This is a genomic window from Rhizobium sp. AG855 (assembly GCF_003610655.1).
In the GTDB taxonomy this organism is placed as follows: domain Bacteria; phylum Pseudomonadota; class Alphaproteobacteria; order Rhizobiales; family Rhizobiaceae; genus Allorhizobium; species Allorhizobium wuzhouense.
In genome coordinates this window covers 1-17,921 of the sequence record NZ_RAQG01000006.1, presented here as the reverse complement: position 1 = coordinate 17,921, position 17,921 = coordinate 1, and the positions used below count along the sequence as shown (strand labels likewise).

The following is a 17,921-nucleotide window of genomic DNA, read 5'->3' as shown; positions in this document are numbered from 1 at the left end:
CGGACAGACCATGGCCAAGACACAGCGCGACGACACCCTTCCCTTTCCGATCCTGGTCGGCGACATCGGCGGCACGAATGCCCGGTTTTCGATCCTGCTCGATGACAGCGGCGACGCGATTGGTTTTCCGAATGTCGTCAACAAGGATTTCGCCACGATCGACGAGGCGATCCGGACCTGCGTGCTCGCCGAGACAAGCCATAAGCCGCGGTCGCTGATCCTCGCGCTGGCTGGTCCGATCAAGGGTGACGAGGTGCCTTTGACCAACTGCCCGTGGGTGGTCAGGCCGAAGGTACTGATGGCGGAACTGGGTTTTGACGAAGTGCTGCTGCTGAACGATTTCGAGGCACAAGCGCTCGCGGCAGCGACGCTAGGTGAAGCCGACCGGCAGCCGCTCGGCTCTCTGAGCGAGGCGCCTCTCGGCTCGCGCGTCGTGCTGGGGCCAGGAACGGGGCTTGGTGTCGCGGGGCTGGTGCGGGCACGAGACACCTGGTTTCCGGTGCCAGGCGAAGGCGGACATGTCGATGTCGGGCCTCGCACGGAACGCGACTACGCCATTTGGCCCCATCTGACGCCGGTCCATGATCCGAATGTTGCGCTCGGGCGGATTTCGGCCGAAGAACTGCTTTCGGGCCGTGGGCTCATGAACATCTATCGGGCCTTGTGCAAGGCCGAGGGAAATCGCACGCCGCGCTATGAAGAGCCGGCGGAAGTCTCTGCGGCCGGAATATCCGGCGCTGATGCGCTGGCTGGCGAGGCACTCAGCCTGTTTGCCACCTATCTCGGCCGCGTTGCGGGCGATCTGGCCCTGATTTTCATGGCAAAGGGCGGAGTCTTCCTTGCCGGGGGCATCTCGCCGAAAATCCTGCCCGCACTTCAGAGCGGCGAATTTCGTGCGGCCTTCGAGGACAAGGCGCCACATCAGGGCCTGCTGCACGCAATCCCGACCTTCGTGGTGACACATCCGCAGGCGGCCCTACATGGGCTGGCGGCATTTGCGAGGGCTCCGTCCGATTTCGGACTGGCGACCGAGGGCCGGCACTGGCGCCGATAGGCTGCTCTGCGGGCACTATGGTCAAATGTGCTGCAACTGGCTATAGAGCGGCGGCCCTATAAGGGCTTTGCCCGGAGCAACAGCACAGGACACCTCTCTTGACAGGCACTTCCAACGAAACGCTGGACAATGACAGCATCACTGCCGTCTTGCGCCGTGTCGTGGCAGAAAATGGCCGTGAGCATTTGGGCGCCTATGCCTTTGCCATCGCCTGCCTTCTGACCGTGGCCATGACAACCGCCTTTACGGCGTGGATCATGGAATCGGTCATCAACGAGGCCTTTGCCAACCGTCGTGCTGACCTGATCTGGAGCATCTGCGGCTCCATCTTTGCCGCCTTCGTCATTCGCGGCTTTGCCGGTTACGGCCAGGCCGTCACGCTCGCCAAAATTGGCAACAACATCGTTGCCAGCTACCAGCGGCGCCTGTTTGCGCATCTGATGACGCTGTCGGTGGGCTATTTCAACGAAGCGCGTTCGGCGCGTCTTTCGGCGCAGATCAACCAGAACATCAACGGCGTTCGCGACGTGCTCAATCTGACCGTGACATCCCTTGCTCGCGATCTGGTGACACTGGTGTCGCTGATCGGGGTGATGTTCGTCCAGGATGTGGTGCTTTCACTTATCGTGTTCACGGTAGCGCCGCCCCTGCTCTTCGGACTGCGCTATCTGTCCAAGCGGTTGCGCAGCGCCACACGCGAAGCGGTTATCCTGAACTCGCATGTGCTTGGCGCCATGCAGGAGACCGTGCAGGGTATTGCCATCGTCAAGGCCTTCACGATGGAGGCGCAGCTCGAGGAAAAGATCCAGTCGACAATTGATGCGGCCGAGCGACGCTCAAACCGGATCGCCCGCCTCAGCGAGCGCAATGGGCCGCTGACGGAATCGCTGGCCGGCCTCTCCGTTGCCGGTGTCATGGCCTATGCGGCCTTCCAGGCCATTTATGGCGGCGTGCTGCCAGGCGCATTCTTCTCGTTCATTACCGCTCTCCTCCTGGCTTATGAGCCGGCTAAGCGACTGGCCAAGCTGCAGGTGCAGATGGAACGCGCCGCAGTCAACGCCAAGATGATCTACGAGATCCTCGACATGCAGACGCATCAGCGCGACAAAGCAGGTGCTGGCGAGCTGGTTGTTCGGGAGGCCAAGATCGAGTTCCGCAACGTCAACTTTGCCTACACCGGCAGCGGACCGGTTCTGCACAACCTCAGCTTCGTTGCCGAAGGTGGAAAGACCACGGCGCTTGTCGGGCCTTCCGGCGCCGGCAAATCAACCGTTATCACGCTCGTCCCGCGCTTTTACGATCCGGCCGACGGCGAGATCCTGATCGACGGGCAGAACATTGCCGATGTCACCAAATCCTCGCTGCGCCACCATTTGGCTTATGTCTCACAACAGCCCTACCTCTTCGAGGGTACGATCCGCGACAATATCCGCTACGGCCGTCCGGACGCGACGGATAGCGAGATCGAGGATGCGGCAAGGCTTGCGAACGCGCACGACTTCATCCTATCCCAACCGATGGGTTATGACACGCCGGTTGGCGAGAACGGGCTGACGCTCTCCGGCGGTCAGCGGCAGCGGCTGTCGATCGCGCGTGCCCTGGTTCGGAATGCACCCATTCTGCTTCTCGACGAGGCAACCTCGGCTCTCGATACGGAATCGGAAGCTGCCGTGCAGCAGGCGCTGGAGGCGGCCATGGTCGGGCGCACTGTGATCGTCATCGCGCATCGGCTTTCGACCGTTATCAAGGCCGACAAGATCATTGTGATGCAGGCCGGCCAAGTGGTCGAAGAAGGCACACATGAGAGCCTTGCACAGCGGCCAAGCGGACTTTACGCTCGCCTGAACAATCTCCAGGCCGTTCCCAACGGTCGCGACACTTTGCAGGACCTATGATCATGAATGCCCCAATAAAGCTCGTCGTCGTCGGTGCCGCCGGGCGCATGGGGCGTACACTCATCAATCTGATCAGCCAGACGCCAGGCGTGGTGCTTCATGCTGCCGTCGAGCGTGCGGGTTCAGCAGCGCTGGGCAAGGATGCCGGCGATCTTGCTGGGGCTGGCACTCTCGGCGTTACTATCACCGATGACCCGCTGGCCGCTTTCCTGCATGCCGATGGTGTTATCGACTTTACCTCGCCCACTTCGACCGTGGAATTTGCCGCGCTCGCCGCGCAGGCACGGATTGTGCACGTCATCGGCACGACGGGTTGCCTGCCGGAGCACGAAGACAAGATCGATGCGGCAGCGCGTCATGCACGTGTGGTGAAATCCGGCAATATGAGCCTCGGCGTGAACCTTTTGTCTGTCTTGATCAAGCAGGCTGCGCGAGCGCTCGAAGCCGCCGACTGGGACATCGAAGTCCTGGAGATGCACCACAAACACAAGGTCGACGCACCCTCAGGTACGGCGCTCCTGCTGGGGCAGGCGGCAGCGGAGGGACGTGGCGTCGATTTGACCAGCCACTCCGTTCGGGTACGCGATGGCCATACCGGTGCACGCGAAGAGGGCTCGATCGGTTTTGCAACGCTGCGTGGCGGCTCCGTAATCGGCGAACACTCCGTGCTGTTTGCGGGCGAAGGTGAGATCATCACGCTTTCTCACAGTGCCGGCGACCGTTCGCTGTTTGCCCGCGGCGCCCTGAAGGCCGCCGTCTGGGCCTTCGACAAGAAGCCCGGCCGTTACACCATGCTCGACGTGCTCGGGCTCAACTCCACCCCCTGATCGTCAAGAGAGGAATTGTCGATGACCGGTACCCTCGTGCTCGTGCGCCATGGCCAGAGCGACTGGAACCTGAAAAACCTGTTTACCGGCTGGCGTGATCCGGATCTCACCGAGCTCGGTGTGCAGGAAGCCAATGCCGGCGGCAGGGCGCTCGCCGACTACGGCATGAAGTTCGACGTGGCCTTCACGTCGGTCCTCACGCGTGCGCAGAAAACCTGCAACATCATTCTGGAAAACGTCGGCCAGACCGGTCTTGAGACGATCAAGGACCAGGCGCTGAATGAGCGCGACTATGGTGATCTTTCCGGCCTGAACAAGGACGATGCCCGGGCCAAGTGGGGCGAAGAACAGGTGCATATCTGGCGCCGTTCCTATGACATCCCGCCGCCGGGTGGCGAAAGCCTGCGCGACACCGGTGCGCGCGTCTGGCCCTATTACCTGACCGAAATCCTGCCACGCGTGCTGCGTGGCGAAAAGGTGCTTGTCGCCGCGCACGGCAATTCGCTGCGCTCGCTGGTGATGGTGCTCGACAAGCTGACCAAGGAGCAGATCCTCGGCGTCAACCTCGCGACCGGGGTGCCGATGGTCTACAAGTTGAACGCGGACTCGACCGTGGCTTCGAAGGAAGTGCTGGGCGACATGTCTGCCGCCCATTGAGTTAATTGCTTGCGCCTGGGCAACAGGCCATGCGCCTTTTCTGACAGCTACTTAGTCAGCTAAACTGTGGCCGGGCCGAGGTAATCCTCTCCCGGCCATTTTTGCATGCTATCGCTTTATGTTGCTCAGGAAATCAGGGCTCCAACGGACATGCGGTAGCATCTCAGTCGAGCTTCAGTTGCGATCTTGCGAGAAGCTGAACCATCCAATCGACAAAGATTCGGACCTTGTTGCTGAGATGCCTGTTCGGCGGATAGACAATATAGAGGGGTATCGGTTCTATGTGCCATTCAGGCAGGACCCTGACCAGCTGCCCCTGTTTCAAAGCATCCATCGCCATGAAGTGGGCAAGTGGAGCAACGCCGAGTCCAGATAACGCTGCGGCGAGATAGGTACGGGCGTCGTTGACCGAGACAATGTAGCGGGTGTTAACCTCAATCCGCTCCCCCTCGCGTATGAAATCGAATGGGATCGTCCGGTTGGTCGTTGCAAGGAAGTAGTTAACGCAGTGATGCCGGTCGGCGAGTTCCCTTGGATGAGTGGGCATGCCGAAGTCTTCAAGATAACGAGGGGCCGCACAAGCGATCAGGGCCATCTCGCCAACTTTGCGGGCAATCAGTGACTGGTCGCGAAGCACCCCGGCCCGCAAGGCGCAATCGACGTTCTCCGCTAGGTAGTCCACGGTGCGGTCCCCGACGCCCAGATCGATCTGGATGTCGGGGTACTGGGTGTGAAACTGCGCCAGGGCCGGGATGACAAGGAGATCCGCAAATGCGCCTGCCATCTCGACACGAAGACGACCGGCGGGATTGGTGCGCGAACGCGACAGACTGCCGTCCAGTTCGTCGATTTCTGCAACGATCTGAACCGCTCTCTCGTAGTAGAGGGCGCCGTCTGTTGTGACCATCACACGGCGTGTGGTCCTGTTCAGCAGTTTTGTCTGAAGATGTGCTTCGAGATTCTGAATGAGGTTGCTGACCGTGGCTTTCGGTGTACCCATTGCTGTGGAGGCGCGCGTGAAGCTGCCCGTCTCCACCACTCTCACGAACGCACGCATGGCTGATAACTGATCCATGTATACCTCGTGGTAAAAATTGATTATTGTTCGAATTTCTGGACAGTGAAGCTCACATTGTCATACTTCTCATCAACTGTCGATCAATGATAGAGATTTCTGTGTCTCTCGATGGTTCGGGAGAATCAGGTGGCGAGATGACGGTCGAAACAAAAGATATGATGCTCGAAAAGGTGGCCATCGGCCCCGTTTCGGCGCGTGTCTACCAAGGTGCAGATTACGCCAAGGGGCCGCCCGTCGTTCTCTACTTTCATGGTGGTGCATTTCGGCAGTCGGGTCCGCAGGAATGCCCCGTTGCAAGATGCATTGCCCAAACAGGTGCCATTGTTGTCGTCCCTGACTACAACGGGCCATTGGGCGGCGTCTTTCCCCATCCACTCGAAGTTGGATTTTCGATCTTCTCCTACCTAGCCAAGAAGCGTGCAGGGCTTGGCGACAGAAAATCGCAGCTCTTCGTTGGTGGTGAGGAATCGGGAGGGAGTGTCGCGGCCGGCGTCGCGCTGAAGGCACGCGATCACTTTGCCGAGGAACTGGATGGACAGGTGCTGTTCTCTCCGCTTCTGGATCCCTTTATGGGGACAGCGTCTTTTCAGATGGCCGATGGGATCGGTATGCGGCAGCGCTGGTCTGAGGGGTGGAACCACTATCTGAGCGGCGGCGTGTGCCACCCGTATGCCGCGCCTCGGCTATGCTCGCGCCTGTCGGGAATGGCTCCTGCACTCATCGTGTCGGCGAAAGACGATCCTCTCGCCGACGAAGCGCTGGCCTATGCGGATTGCCTACAGCGGTCGGGCGTGATGGTTCGCAGCCATCTCCTTGCCGCCGGAACAGGTTGGCCTTCGATCTATGGTGGGGCGGTGGACCAAGCACCATCCTACGAGGACAGCATTTGCCGCTATTTCTCGGATTTCATCCGAGACTTGCGCGTTCAATGATTTTGGGAACACATCACTAGCCCTTTGATCGGGCATCAAGGAGTATAACCATGACATCGACATGGAAGCGCTGGGCCCTTATGGGCACCGGCCTGGGACTTGCTGCGTCCATTTCTGTCGCAGCGCTCGTTTATCAACTGCCGGGCACGTTCGCAGCGGCCGAAACGGATACAGTGGCGACCCCACCTTCCGCGATTCCGGTCACAGTCGCCGTGCTGGAAAATCGCGAGATCCGCTCCTGGGAGGAGTTTTCCGGCCGGCTGGAAGCGATCGAACGTGTGCAGATCCGCTCTCGCGTTGCGGGTGCAATTCAGGGCGTCCATTTTCGCGAGGGCGCACTGGTCAAGGCGGGTGATCTTTTGTTCACGATCGATGCGGAACCCTTCAAGGCAGCCGTGACCCGAGCACAGGGCCAACGCGCGTCGGCACAGGCCAGACTTCAGCTCACGTCGACGGAATTCGAGCGAGGGCGGAAGCTGTCGGCCGGCAACAGCATTTCAAAGAGCGAGTTTGACCAGCGCAGCAACGCGCTGGCGGAAGCCCAGGCTGCGGTGACGACCGCCGAAGCTGCGTTGCGGGCCGCTCAGCTTGAGCTGGACTACACCAATGTCCGTGCACCGGTCTCCGGTCGAGTTGGAAAGGTGGAGATGACGGTGGGCAACCTCGTCGCCGCCGGTTCGACATCCCCTGCGCTGACGACCCTGGTATCAGTCGATCCGATCTATGCAGCGTTCAGTGTCAGTGAAGAGACGGTTGCCAAGGCACTGGCAGAATTGCCGAGCTCCGGAGATGCACTGCCGCCGATCGAACAGATACCAGTCGAAATGGGAACGCTTACTGATCAGGGCACACCGATCAAAGGCACACTTCAACTGATCTCGAACGAGGTGGAACTCGCCAGCGGTACGGTTGCCGTGCGCGCGGTGTTCGACAATCCGGGGGGGCGGCTGATGCCTGGCCAATTCGTTCGTGTGCGTCTGGGGCAGCCTCGTGCTGCGAACAAGATCCTTGTCAGCGAGCGTGCCATCGGCACCGACCAGGACAAGAAATTCGTCTTCGTCGTCGGCGATGACAACAAGGTGGCCTATCGACCCATCGTGGTCGGGAGCATCTCCGAGGGTGGACGCATCGTCGAAAGCGGTCTGGAAGCCGGCGAACGCGTGGTCGTCAATGGCCTGCAGCGCATCGCCCCCGGCGCGTTGGTCGATCCGCAGAAAACGGACGATGTTGCCATCGCCAAATAAATGATCCCGACGCGGCGTGCCACGGCACACCGCGCCTCCCCTTCATCAAAGAACCGTCTCGGTGCGCACCCGCCCGCCGGATGAGTCCGTCTGTCCTGTTTTTCATCCCGGAGAGGGTGCTGACATGAATATTTCCCGCTTTTTCGTCGACCGCCCGGTGTTTGCCGGTGTGCTGTCGATCCTGATCGTCGTCGCAGGCTTGATCGGCATGCGCGCCTTGCCGATCTCCGAATATCCGGAGGTCGTGCCGCCTTCGATCGTCGTGCGTGCCGTCTATCCCGGCGCGAACCCGGTGGTCATCTCCGAAACAGTGGCGACGCCGCTTGAGGAGCAGATCAACGGTGTCGAGGACATGCTCTACATGAACAGCCAGGCGACGTCTGACGGCGTTCTGACGCTGACCGTGACCTTCAAGCTTGGCACGGATCCGGACAAGGCACAGCAACTGGTCCAAAACCGCGTATCCCAGGCCGAGCCACGCCTGCCTGCGGAAGTGCGGGCGATCGGGGTGACCACCGTCAAGAGTTCGCCGGACTTCATCATGGTGGTGAACCTGGTCTCGACCACCGACCGCTATGACGTGACCTATCTACGCAACTACGCGACGCTCAACATCAAGGACCGGCTGACCCGCATCGAAGGCGTGGGTCAGGTGCAGGTGTTTGGCGCCGGCGATTATGCCATGCGGGTGTGGATCGATCCACAGAAAGCGGCTCAACATGGGCTTGCCGCCAGCGACATCACCAATGCCATCCGGGAACAGAACGTGCAGGCCGCCGCCGGGATTATCGGTGCGTCTCCGACGCCTGGCGATGTCAGCCTGCAGCTCAATGTCAATGCGCAGGGGCGGCTTCGGACGCCTGAGGAATTCGGCAATATCATTGTGAAGACCGGGACACAGGGCGAAATCACCCGTCTTCGGGATGTTGCCCGTATCGAAATGGGGGCGGCGGACTACACGCTGCGCTCGCTGCTCGATGGTCAACCGGCCGTCGCTGTGGCCGTGCTGCAGGCGCCTGGATCCAACGCAATCGAGATCGCCGACAATGTCCATGCCACGATGGACCAATTGCAGCTGGCCATGCCGGAAGGCGTCAAATACGAGATCGTCTATGACACGACCAAGTTCGTCCGTGCGTCGATCGAAAAGGTTGTAGACACCCTGCTTGAGGCCATCGCGCTGGTCGTACTCGTCGTCATCGTCTTCCTGCAGACATGGCGCGCTTCGATCATCCCGCTGCTCGCCGTGCCTGTGTCGATCATCGGGACCTTCGCAGTGATGTATGCCTTTGGCTTTTCCATCAATGCGCTCACCCTCTTTGGTCTGGTGCTCGCAATCGGCATCGTGGTCGATGACGCGATTGTCGTTGTCGAAAACGTCGAGCGCAACATCGAGAAGGGGCTCAGTCCCCGTGAGGCGACCTACCAGGCCATGCGCGAGGTGTCGGGCCCTATTATCGCCATTGCCCTGGTCCTGGTCGCGGTCTTCGTGCCACTCGCCTTCATCAGCGGACTTTCTGGCCAGTTCTACCGGCAGTTTGCACTGACCATCGCAATCTCGACCGTGATTTCGGCGATCAATTCACTGACCTTGTCGCCGGCACTTGCTGCGCTTCTTCTCAAGGGGCACGACGCTCCGAAGGATTGGCTGACGCGCGTGATGGACGGGCTGTTCGGCTGGTTCTTCCGAGGTTTCAACCGATTCTTCGGTGCCGCCTCGCGCGGTTACGGCCGCAGCGTCGGGGGGCTCGTCTCGCGCAAGTCGCTGGTCGTCGGTGTGTATCTGCTGCTCGTCGGCGCGACATATGCGGTATTCAATGCCGTGCCCGGCGGCTTCGTGCCGGCGCAGGACAAACAATATCTGATCGGCTTTGCACAGCTGCCTGACGGTGCCACGCTCGACCGCACCGAGTCCGTCATCAAGCGGATGAGCGCGATCGCCATGGAGCAGCCGGGCGTTGCCCATGCCATCGCCTTCCCCGGACTGTCCATCAATGGCTTCACCATCGGTTCGAATTCCGGGATCGTGTTTGCCGTACTGGACGACTTCGAGGAGCGCACCACGCCGGAACTGTCCGGCGGCGCGATCGCCATGCAGCTGAACCAGAAGTTCGCCGGGATCCAGGACGCCTTCATCGCGATGTTTCCGCCACCGCCGGTCAACGGGTTGGGGTCGACAGGCGGCTTCAAGCTTCAACTGGAAGATCGGGCAGGCCTTGGTTATGCCGCACTCGATGAAGCGACAAAAGCCTTCCTCAGAAAGGCCTATCAGACACCGGAACTCGCGGGGCTGTTTTCGAGCTTCCAGGTAAACGTGCCGCAGCTCTATGCCGATCTCGACAGATCTCGGGCACAGCAACTGGGCGTCAGCGTGACTGACGTCTTCGAGACGCTGCAGATCTATCTGGGCTCGCTCTATGTGAACGACTTCAACTCGTTCGGTCGGACCTACAGCGTGCGTGTCCAGGCCGATTCTGTCTTCCGCGCCAAGCCGGAGGATATCGGCCAGTTGCAGGTTCGTTCACGGACGGGGGAAATGATCCCGCTTTCCGCCTTGCTCAAGGTGGACGGGACGACCGGGCCAGAACGCACGACGCGCTACAATGGCTTTCTCGCCGCAGATATCAATGGCGGCCCGGCGCCCGGCTTCTCGTCCGGCCAGGCCCAGGCCGCGATTGACCGAATCGCGGCGGAAACGCTGCCAACTGGCATCGCTTACGAATGGACGGACCTGACCTACCAGCAGATCCTGGCCGGCAATTCGACCATCGTGGTCTTTCCGCTCGCGCTCTTGCTCGTCTTTCTCGTGCTGGCTGCCCAGTATGAGAGCCTGACGCTGCCGATCGCGATCATCATGATTGTCCCGATGGGCGTGTTGGCAGCTCTTGCCGGAGTCTGGTGGACAGGCGGCGACAACAACATCTTCACCCAGATCGGTCTTGTCGTCCTTGTCGGGCTCTCGGCGAAAAATGCCATCCTGATCGTGGAGTTCGCCCGCGAACTCGAATTCGAGGGACGAACCCCGGTTCAGGCGGCCATTGAGGCAAGTCGTCTGCGCCTGCGCCCCATCCTGATGACATCCATGGCCTTCATCATGGGCGTGGTTCCGCTCGTTCTGTCGACGGGAGCCGGATCGGAGATGCGTGCGGCCATGGGCCTGGCCGTATTTTCCGGCATGATCGGGGTGACGTTCTTCGGCATCTTCATGACACCGGTTTTCTACGTGGTGCTGAGAAGGTTGGCGGGCAACCGCCCACTTGTTCAGCACGACGCGATGCCTGCTCTACAGCCGGTAGCGCCTGATGCTCGTCTCTAGATTGAGAAACGACTGACTGATGGGGCGCCCCAAAGGACTGGCAAGACCAGAGCCGGCGCATACAGCACAGGGTACGGATGGTTTTTCGTTCTTGCTTTTGTGACGGTAAAGATGTTGCGAAGCCGTTCGTTTGTCGTCGCACCATCACCACGTCGATGAAGACCGCAGCGGACCATTCGGCCCGCTGCGGTCATTTTCGTCATGCGTCCTTGAAGACGTCCTCTCGGCCGCGTCTCATGGAAGGTGAAACGGCAACGATCAAGGCCATCATGCCGACTGCCAGAAGGGTGGCGGAAAGTGGCGACTGGACAAAGGCCAGCGGATTGCCATCCGAGATGATCAGCGACTGCCGAAGCTTTTCTTCGAGCAACCGTCCGAGCACGAAGCCAAGTGCAAGCGGCGCGGCTTCAAAGTCGAGCTTGTAAAGTGCATAGCCGATGAAGCCGAAGAAGGCGGCCATCATCACCTGGGCAGCATCGTTTGCGATCGAGTACAGGCCAATGCAGCAGAAGCAGACGATGGCGGGGAAGAGCAGGCGATAGGGAACACGCAACAGCTTCACCCAGAGGCCAATGAGTGGCAGGTTGATGATGACAAGCATCAGGTTGCCGATCCACATTGAGGCGACCAGGCCCCAGAAGAGTTCCGGATTGCGCTCGATCACCTGCGGACCCGGGACGATGCCCTGGATCATCATCGCACCGACCATCAGCGCCATTACCGCATTGGGCGGCAGGCCGAGGGTGAGCAGAGGTATGAAGGAGGTCTGCGCGCCGGCATTGTTGGCGCTTTCCGGACCGGCGACTGCGGCCGGTGCCCCGTGGCCGAAATCCTGCGGCCGCTTGGAAAGACGCTTCTCGACGGCATAACTGGCAAAGGGGCCAAGAATTGCGCCGTTGCCCGGCAAAACGCCCAGCACGGAGCCAAGGACCGTGCCGCGCATGATGGGGGCGAGATTTTCGCGCAGTTCACCGAGTGTCGGCCAGAGCCGACCGATCTGGTTCCTCACGACATCCCGCGTTTCCGGATCTGCCAGGTTCTTGAAGATCTCGCCGAAGCCGAAGATCCCCATGGCAAGGACCACAAATTCGATGCCGTCGTGCAGCATGTCGAGATCAAAGGTCAGGCGCTCGCGCCCCGTCTCCATATCTGCCCCGACACACGACAGAAGGATGCCGACGACGATCATCGCAATCGCCTTGACCAGCGAACCGCGCGCCAAGACGACGGCAAAGACGAGGCCCATGATCATCAGCGAGAAATACTCCGCCGGACCGAAGAGCAGTCCCATTCGGGTCATCGGGACGCCGAGAGCGGCAATTACAATGGTGGCAATAGTTCCGGCGATGAAGGAACCGATGGCGGCGAGGCCAAGTGCAAGGCCCGCCTGGCCCTTTTGCGCCATCTTGTGACCGTCGATCGCGGTCACGACAGCGGTTGCTTCTCCGGGAATGTTGACCAGGATTGCAGTCGTTGAGCCACCGTATTGCGCACCGTAATAGATACCGGCGAGCATGATGAGGGAGCCGGTCGGATCGAGTGACAGGGTCACCGGTAGAAGGATCGCGATCGTTGCCACCGGGCCAACCCCGGGCAGCACGCCGACCAGAGTACCGATCAAACACCCGATGAAGCACAGCGCCACATTGTTGAGCGTCAGCGCGACGGAAAGGCCGAGGCCCAGGTTTGTAAAAACGTCGAACATCTCAGTATCCTAGCAACCAGGGCGCAACGGGAACCGAAAGGCCGAGCGCATAGCGGAACAGCCCTATGCAGAAGGCCGTCAGCACGGCGGAGAAAACGAGCAGCTCGGGAAGGCGGGAATCGCGGGCGGCAAGGCCAGAGGCGATGATCGCCAGCGGGCAGGCCACCGCCATCCCGAGGCTCGGGATGGCGACTGGACCGAGGTGATAACCACGGATCGTGATGGCGAACAGGATGACGCCGAGGACCACGGGAATGGTCTCCCGTATTGCCCAGTGACCCGTCGACGGACCAGGATCCTTGATGCTGAGAGCGACCTGGACAATTCCGAGCCCGACGATCATGAGCGAGAGGACGCGGGGCATAAGGCCTGATCCGACGCCATCGCTGGTCATGAAGGGCAGGTCAGCCCCACCCCACAGGCCAAGGCCGCCGAGAGCCAGAAGGACAAGCCCGGCAATCCTTTCCCGCCCCTGCCAGCCGTTTTTGGCTGGCAGGTCAGTGTGTGTCGAGATGTCCTGCATGTTATTCGACCTTGATGCCGGCGGCCTTCACCACCTCACCCCAACGGGTGCGCTCCTTGGCCATAAAATCGGCAAAGGCCTGAGCACCCATGCTGGATGGGACAGCGCCGTCATTCTTCAGCTTGCCAAGTACCTCGGCATCGCCGAGCGTCTCTGCGGTTGCCGCTTCGAGCTTTGCCTTGACCTCCGCCGGCATGCCCTTGGGACCGACAAGGCCATACCAGGCGGACGCTGTATAGCCAGCAAGCCCGGCCTCGATCGCAGTCGGAACATCAGGCAGCGTTTCGAACCGCTTGTCGCCGGTCACAGCAAGCGCCTTCAGCGTGCCGCTTTCGATGAGGCCGACGGCGGAGGGGATCGTGGTGACCATGAAATCGATGTGGCCGCCAACGAGGTCGTTCACGGCCGGGCCCGCACCCTTATAGGGAACATGCTTGACCTTGATGCCGGCCGTCTGGCCGAGCAAAAGGGCCCCGAGATGGCTGGCCGACGCATTTCCGGCGGAACCGTATACCAGTTCCTTGGTTTTTGCGGCTTCGATCAGTTCGCCGAGCGAATTGACCGGAAGACGCGGACCGACAACGACGACGAGAGAGGCATCAGCGATCATGGCGATCGGGTCGAGCGCTTCTGCCGGATCTGCCTTCAGATTGAAGATGTGGGGGTTTACCACCATCGGTCCCTGGTTTCCGATGAGGAGCGTATAGCCGTCCGGGTCGGCGGAGGCGGTCACCTCCGTGCCGATATTGGCCGCCGCACCTGGCCGGTTCTCGACGATGACGCGGCCGTCAAGCGCCTTTTCGAGGCGAGCGGCAAAGACGCGTGCGATTGCATCGGTCCCGCCGCCGGCGGCATAGGATACGACCAGCGTGATCGGTTTGGATGGATAGGCGTCCTGGGCCAGGCCGGGGCTGGCGACGGACAGTGCAAGGGCCGTGCTGCACAGAGAAAGCACGAGGCGGCGTGTGATTGTGATAGGCATTTCTGATCTCCTCCCGAGTCAAGTATGGCATTCACTTCGAAACGACGCGATGGTCTACCCCCATCGGATCGCGTTTGCGGACAAGCGCCGCACCTTCAAACAGCCGTCGGCTGGTTCTCATCACAGAGACCGTTGGACTGTTGTCTCCCTGGGCCTTCTCTATGCGGATGCGCAGAAGGCCAGTCGGATGCTCCCAAGCCAGAGATATCGGCAAGGTCATGTTGGGAAAGTGCTGCCCGACGAGGCTCGTCGGGATGGTGGCGGCAAGTCCGAGGCTGACCGCGCCTGTGGTCGCGAGTGCCGTGTGGCAGCTCGCAGGCGTGAAGTAGCGGACGGCAAGGTCGCCCTCACCCCGCGGGGCGCCGATCAGGAGCGGCTTTGGCAGGACGGACTGGCTCACATCGCCAAGGCCCATCATGCGGCCCGCTTCACGTCTGATACTTTCGAGCCTCGTCATAAAATCACTGTTTTGATCTAGAACGGCGGCCGGTTCGGACCCGGTAAGACCAAAATCCGAAGCGCGCAGCACCACCAGTGGCGTCGCGCCGTCTACGAGGGTCGCATCGACACCCAGCACGCTGTCGACGGCGTTACCAGTCGGCAAGAGCTTGCCCGTCTTGGCGCCGATGGCATTGCGGAAAGCGAGGTAAACGGGCGCTGCAGTACCGGGAACACCGTCGATCTGCGCTTCGCCCTGATAGACCATCCTGCCCTCTGGCGTGCGCACCCGCGCATCGATGATCTTGCCTGTGTTGACATTATGGACCCGGATAAGGGTCTCCCCCATTTCGGCCGAAACGAGCCCGGCCTCGATCGCGAATGGAGCCACGGCCGAGAGCATGTTGCCGCAGTTCGGCGCCGTGTCGACGGTCATTTCCAGGACCTTCACCTGCGCGAACAGATAATCCACGTCGGCATCCGGACGGGACGGCGGACCCACGATCGCGACCTTGCTGCTCAGAGGATTGCCGCCGCCGATCCCGTCGATCTGCAACGGGTGGCCAGAGCCCATGATCTCCAGCAGAAGACGATCGCGTTCCACCGCATCCACCGGAAGATCGCGGGACAGAAAAAAGGGGCCCTTCGACGTTCCGCCGCGCATCATTACGCAGGGTATCCTGATCAAATCGTTCATTCCGTATCTTCCTCCAGGCCGGTCTTGGCCAGCCGCGAGAGGAGAGTTGTCACGTCACAAATCAGTTGTGAAATGCAAAGAATTGCGCGATTATTCCACTATGCGGAATAATTTCGAATTTCTTGACCTCAAGGCATTTCTCGCCGTGCTGGACCTCGGCTCGTTCAACGAAGCCGCCCGACAGCTCAATCTATCACAACCTGCGCTTTCAAGACGCATCAAGGGGCTAGAAGAGGCGGTGGGTACACAGCTCATCGAGAGGACGACACGGCATGTCGCGCCGACGCAGGTCGGACGCGAACTTTTACCCCTTGTGCGCCGCCTTGTGGACGAATTCGAGGATTCCATCCTTTCGATCAGCGATCTTGGCGGACGTCACCGCGCGCAGGTGACCATCGCATCAGTCCCGACAGCGGCGTTTTATTTTCTGCCCAGGGTTGTGCAATCCTTCAACGAGAAATTCCCGGGAATTCGGTTCCGCATTCTCGATCTGTCAGCAAACGAGGGGCTCGATGCGGTGGCGAACGGCGAGGTGGAGTTCGGCATCAACATCACTGGTGCCGCCCGCGCAGATCTGAATTTCACCCCATTGATCGAAGACCCGTTCGTCCTGGCATGCCGCCGCGACCACCCACTCGCCACTGCGAAATCGCTCACCTGGGCAGATCTCGCCGGACATCCGCTGATTGGCGTCAGCAAGACCAGCGGCAATCGAGCCGTCCTCGACCGAGCGCTGACCACCGCCCAGGTGCAGCTCAACTGGTTCTATGAGGTCAACCATCTCTCGACTTCTCTTGGTCTGGTGGAGGCCGGACTTGGCATATCAGTGATGCCGAAGCTCGCCACACCGCAGGTGGAGCACCCGGTGATTGCCACGGTGCCGCTGACAGGTCCCCTGGTTAGCCGCACGATCGGCCTCGTCGAACGCCGTGGCGGCCGCCTATCGCCGGCCGCAATCCGTTTTCGCGAGATGCTGATCCAGGAATGGACGGATTGTTGACGCCAATGGACACTTTGACCTGCGCCCCGTTCTCACTCCAATTTTCATGGATCAGGTTACAGGTGACCTTGCCCCGTTAAAGTAATCCATTTTGAAGTAAGCTCTGGCCATTGAGAGGACCAGAGAATGAAGCGCAACCGTTTCACCGAGGAACAGATCATCGGCATTCTGAAGGAGCACGAGGCGGGCACGCCGGTCTCGGAGCTTTGCCGCAAGCACGGCGTCAGCGATGCCAGCATCTATAAATGGAAAGCGAAGTTCGGCGGCATGCACGTGTCCGAAGCCAAGCGGCTGAAGACGCTGGAAGACGAGAACGCGAAGCTGAAGCGGCTCCTGGCGGACGCGATGCTCGACAATGCGGCTTTGAAAGACCTTCTGGGAAAGAAGTGGTGACGCCCGCAGCAAGGCGGAAAGCTGTCGTTCATCTGATGGGTCATCATGAGATGAGCGAACTGCGGGCGTGTAAAGCCATGGGCTTTTGCCGAATGACAATTCGTTACGAAAGCAGGCGCAGTGACGATGATCGTCTTCGCGAGCGAATGAAAGCATTGGCGCATGAGCGCCGCCGCTTTGGTTATCGACGCATCCACGTGCTGCTCAAGCGCGAAGGGCACCGTGTGAACCACAAGAAGCTCTTCCGGCTGTATCGGGAGGAGAAGCTGACGGTGCGCAAGCGCGGCGGCCGGAAACGAGCGATCGGCACACGTGCGCCGATGCTGGTCCCGATGACGGCCCATGATCGCTGGTCGCTGGACTTCGTGTCGGATCAACTCACCGATGGCCGCAGGTTCCGCGTGCTGACGATCGTCGATGATTGTACCAGGGAATGCCTGGGCCTCGTCGCCGATACATCGCTCTCTGGCCTTCGGGTTGCCCTTGAGCTGGATCGGATCATCGAGAAACGTGGCAAGCCTAAGATGATCGTCAGTGACAACGGCAGTGAGTTCACCAGCAACGCGATCCTGCAATGGACGGACCAGGCTAAGGTGGAATGGCACTACATCGCGCCGGGCAAGCCGATCCAGAACGCCTTCATCGAAAGCTTCAATGGACGACTGCGGGATGAACTCCTGAACGAGACGCTCTTCTCGTCACTGAGCCATGCCCGATCAGCGCTCTCAAGCTGGCGTAGCGACTACAACGATCATCGACCACATTCCGGCCTCGGCTGGCTGACACTGGCCGAGTTCGCTCAGACCATCAACCCGCGACGTGATGCGGTGGTGCGCAGCCGGAATGGCTCCGCACCGCAACCCGCCGCTACCGCCCCGAATACAGCAACACAAAACCGCTGGAGCGAACTCAAAACTGGATAAAACTTGGGGCAAGGTCATCAGCACTCTTCCTGAATCTGAAGGGGATCAGGTCAACACAAGCAGTGGTATGAACTGGCCGGCTTGCGGTGGCGCCGATTTGCATGCCGCATAAACGCAAAAACCGCCTGTTATATTGGTGTGATGAGCGATTTATGTTTGAACTGGTTGCGGGGGCAGGATTTGAACCTGCGGCCTTCAGGTTATGAGCCTGACGAGCTACCGGGCTGCTCCACCCCGCGTTACCAGGTATTTGCATT

The 17,921-nt window shown here is 60.4% G+C and carries 14 protein-coding genes and 1 tRNA gene; 9 read left to right on the top strand and 6 right to left on the bottom strand.

Annotation, left to right across the window (positions count from 1 at the left end):
- Positions 1 to 10 precede the first annotated feature (10 nt).
- The 4 genes from DFO46_RS21270 (at position 11) to DFO46_RS21255 (ending at position 4,433) form a co-directional block, all read left to right on the top strand.
- Entirely contained in the window at positions 11 to 1,054 is a 1,044-nt protein-coding gene (locus tag DFO46_RS21270; RefSeq protein ID WP_110793776.1) for a glucokinase, read from the top strand.
- Positions 1,055 to 1,152: 98 nt separating this feature from the next.
- Entirely contained in the window at positions 1,153 to 2,949 is a 1,797-nt protein-coding gene (locus DFO46_RS21265; RefSeq protein WP_120279000.1) for an ABC transporter ATP-binding protein, read from the top strand.
- Entirely contained in the window at positions 2,949 to 3,776 is an 828-nt protein-coding gene (gene dapB / locus DFO46_RS21260) for a 4-hydroxy-tetrahydrodipicolinate reductase (protein WP_120279112.1), read from the top strand. The genes DFO46_RS21265 and dapB overlap by 1 nt, the downstream gene beginning before the upstream one ends.
- 21 nt (positions 3,777 to 3,797) lie before the next feature.
- Positions 3,798 to 4,433, top strand: a complete 636-nt coding sequence (locus DFO46_RS21255) for a 2,3-bisphosphoglycerate-dependent phosphoglycerate mutase (protein ID WP_120278999.1) — start codon at positions 3,798 to 3,800, stop codon at positions 4,431 to 4,433.
- Between the two features lie 163 nt (positions 4,434 to 4,596).
- Here DFO46_RS21255 and DFO46_RS21250 read toward each other — a convergent pair whose 3' ends face one another.
- Positions 4,597 to 5,508, bottom strand: a complete 912-nt coding sequence (locus DFO46_RS21250) for a LysR family transcriptional regulator (protein WP_120278998.1) — start codon at positions 5,506 to 5,508, stop codon at positions 4,597 to 4,599.
- 137 nt (positions 5,509 to 5,645) lie between these two features.
- Here DFO46_RS21250 and DFO46_RS21245 point away from each other — a divergent pair, with 137 nt between their 5' ends.
- The 3 genes from DFO46_RS21245 to DFO46_RS21235 all read left to right on the top strand — a co-directional run bounded on the left by DFO46_RS21245 (position 5,646) and on the right by DFO46_RS21235 (position 11,003).
- A complete protein-coding gene (locus DFO46_RS21245; RefSeq protein WP_120278997.1) occupies positions 5,646 to 6,443 on the top strand; it encodes an alpha/beta hydrolase in 798 nt (265 codons plus the stop codon).
- Positions 6,444 to 6,493: 50 nt separating this feature from the next.
- On the top strand, positions 6,494 to 7,687 hold the full coding sequence (locus DFO46_RS21240) for an efflux RND transporter periplasmic adaptor subunit (protein ID WP_120278996.1): 1,194 nt from the start codon (positions 6,494 to 6,496) through the stop codon (positions 7,685 to 7,687).
- Positions 7,688 to 7,811: 124 nt separating this feature from the next.
- Positions 7,812 to 11,003 (top strand): multidrug efflux RND transporter permease subunit, encoded by a 3,192-nt coding sequence (locus DFO46_RS21235; protein ID WP_120278995.1) that lies wholly within the window; start codon positions 7,812 to 7,814, stop codon positions 11,001 to 11,003.
- 199 nt (positions 11,004 to 11,202) lie between these two features.
- On the opposite strand, the gene DFO46_RS21230 is transcribed toward DFO46_RS21235, so the two are convergent.
- From DFO46_RS21230 to DFO46_RS21215, 4 genes are read right to left on the bottom strand one after another with little or no spacing between them, the layout of a single operon-like run.
- The gene (locus DFO46_RS21230; RefSeq protein WP_120278994.1) at positions 11,203 to 12,708 is read right to left on the bottom strand and encodes a tripartite tricarboxylate transporter permease; all 1,506 of its coding nucleotides are present in this window, start codon (positions 12,706 to 12,708) and stop codon (positions 11,203 to 11,205) included.
- Position 12,709: 1 nt separating this feature from the next.
- Complete coding sequence (locus DFO46_RS21225; protein ID WP_110793784.1) at positions 12,710 to 13,231, bottom strand: tripartite tricarboxylate transporter TctB family protein; 522 nt, start codon at positions 13,229 to 13,231, stop codon at positions 12,710 to 12,712.
- Position 13,232: 1 nt separating this feature from the next.
- Positions 13,233 to 14,213, bottom strand: coding sequence for a tripartite tricarboxylate transporter substrate binding protein (locus DFO46_RS21220; RefSeq protein WP_120278993.1), 981 nt, complete (start codon positions 14,211 to 14,213; stop codon positions 13,233 to 13,235).
- A 31-nt stretch (positions 14,214 to 14,244) separates the two neighbouring features.
- Positions 14,245 to 15,348, bottom strand: coding sequence for a 4-oxalomesaconate tautomerase (locus tag DFO46_RS21215; RefSeq protein ID WP_110793786.1), 1,104 nt, complete (start codon positions 15,346 to 15,348; stop codon positions 14,245 to 14,247).
- 100 nt (positions 15,349 to 15,448) lie between these two features.
- Between DFO46_RS21215 and DFO46_RS21210 the strand changes: the two genes are divergently transcribed.
- Positions 15,449 to 16,348, top strand: a complete 900-nt coding sequence (locus DFO46_RS21210) for a LysR family transcriptional regulator (protein ID WP_110793787.1) — start codon at positions 15,449 to 15,451, stop codon at positions 16,346 to 16,348.
- Between the two features lie 126 nt (positions 16,349 to 16,474).
- Positions 16,475 to 17,664, top strand: a protein-coding gene (locus DFO46_RS21205; RefSeq protein WP_120278992.1) for an IS3 family transposase whose coding sequence is annotated in 2 segments (ribosomal slippage) — positions 16,475 to 16,724 and positions 16,724 to 17,664 — 1,191 coding nt in all. Because the reading frame shifts where the segments join, the coding sequence is not laid out codon by codon here.
- A 162-nt stretch (positions 17,665 to 17,826) separates the two neighbouring features.
- Here DFO46_RS21205 and DFO46_RS21200 read toward each other — a convergent pair.
- Positions 17,827 to 17,903: transfer RNA gene (locus tag DFO46_RS21200), tRNA-Met, on the bottom strand.
- Positions 17,904 to 17,921: the final 18 nt, after the last annotated feature.

Excerpts from the sequence above, each read along its gene's own strand:
- DFO46_RS21270 (WP_110793776.1), top strand. The coding sequence starts at position 11 with ATGGCCAAGACACAGCGCGACGACACCCTTCCCTTTCCGATCCTGGTC.
- DFO46_RS21255 (WP_120278999.1), top strand. The coding sequence starts at position 3,798 with ATGACCGGTACCCTCGTGCTCGTGCGCCATGGCCAGAGCGACTGGAAC.
- DFO46_RS21250 (WP_120278998.1), bottom strand. The coding sequence starts at position 5,508 with ATGGATCAGTTATCAGCCATGCGTGCGTTCGTGAGAGTGGTGGAGACG.
- DFO46_RS21245 (WP_120278997.1), top strand. The coding sequence starts at position 5,646 with ATGACGGTCGAAACAAAAGATATGATGCTCGAAAAGGTGGCCATCGGC.
- DFO46_RS21240 (WP_120278996.1), top strand. The coding sequence starts at position 6,494 with ATGACATCGACATGGAAGCGCTGGGCCCTTATGGGCACCGGCCTGGGA.
- DFO46_RS21235 (WP_120278995.1), top strand. The coding sequence starts at position 7,812 with ATGAATATTTCCCGCTTTTTCGTCGACCGCCCGGTGTTTGCCGGTGTG.
- DFO46_RS21230 (WP_120278994.1), bottom strand. The coding sequence starts at position 12,708 with ATGTTCGACGTTTTTACAAACCTGGGCCTCGGCCTTTCCGTCGCGCTG.
- DFO46_RS21225 (WP_110793784.1), bottom strand. The coding sequence starts at position 13,231 with ATGCAGGACATCTCGACACACACTGACCTGCCAGCCAAAAACGGCTGG.
- DFO46_RS21220 (WP_120278993.1), bottom strand. The coding sequence starts at position 14,213 with ATGCCTATCACAATCACACGCCGCCTCGTGCTTTCTCTGTGCAGCACG.
- DFO46_RS21215 (WP_110793786.1), bottom strand. The coding sequence starts at position 15,348 with ATGAACGATTTGATCAGGATACCCTGCGTAATGATGCGCGGCGGAACG.
- DFO46_RS21210 (WP_110793787.1), top strand. The coding sequence starts at position 15,449 with ATGCGGAATAATTTCGAATTTCTTGACCTCAAGGCATTTCTCGCCGTG.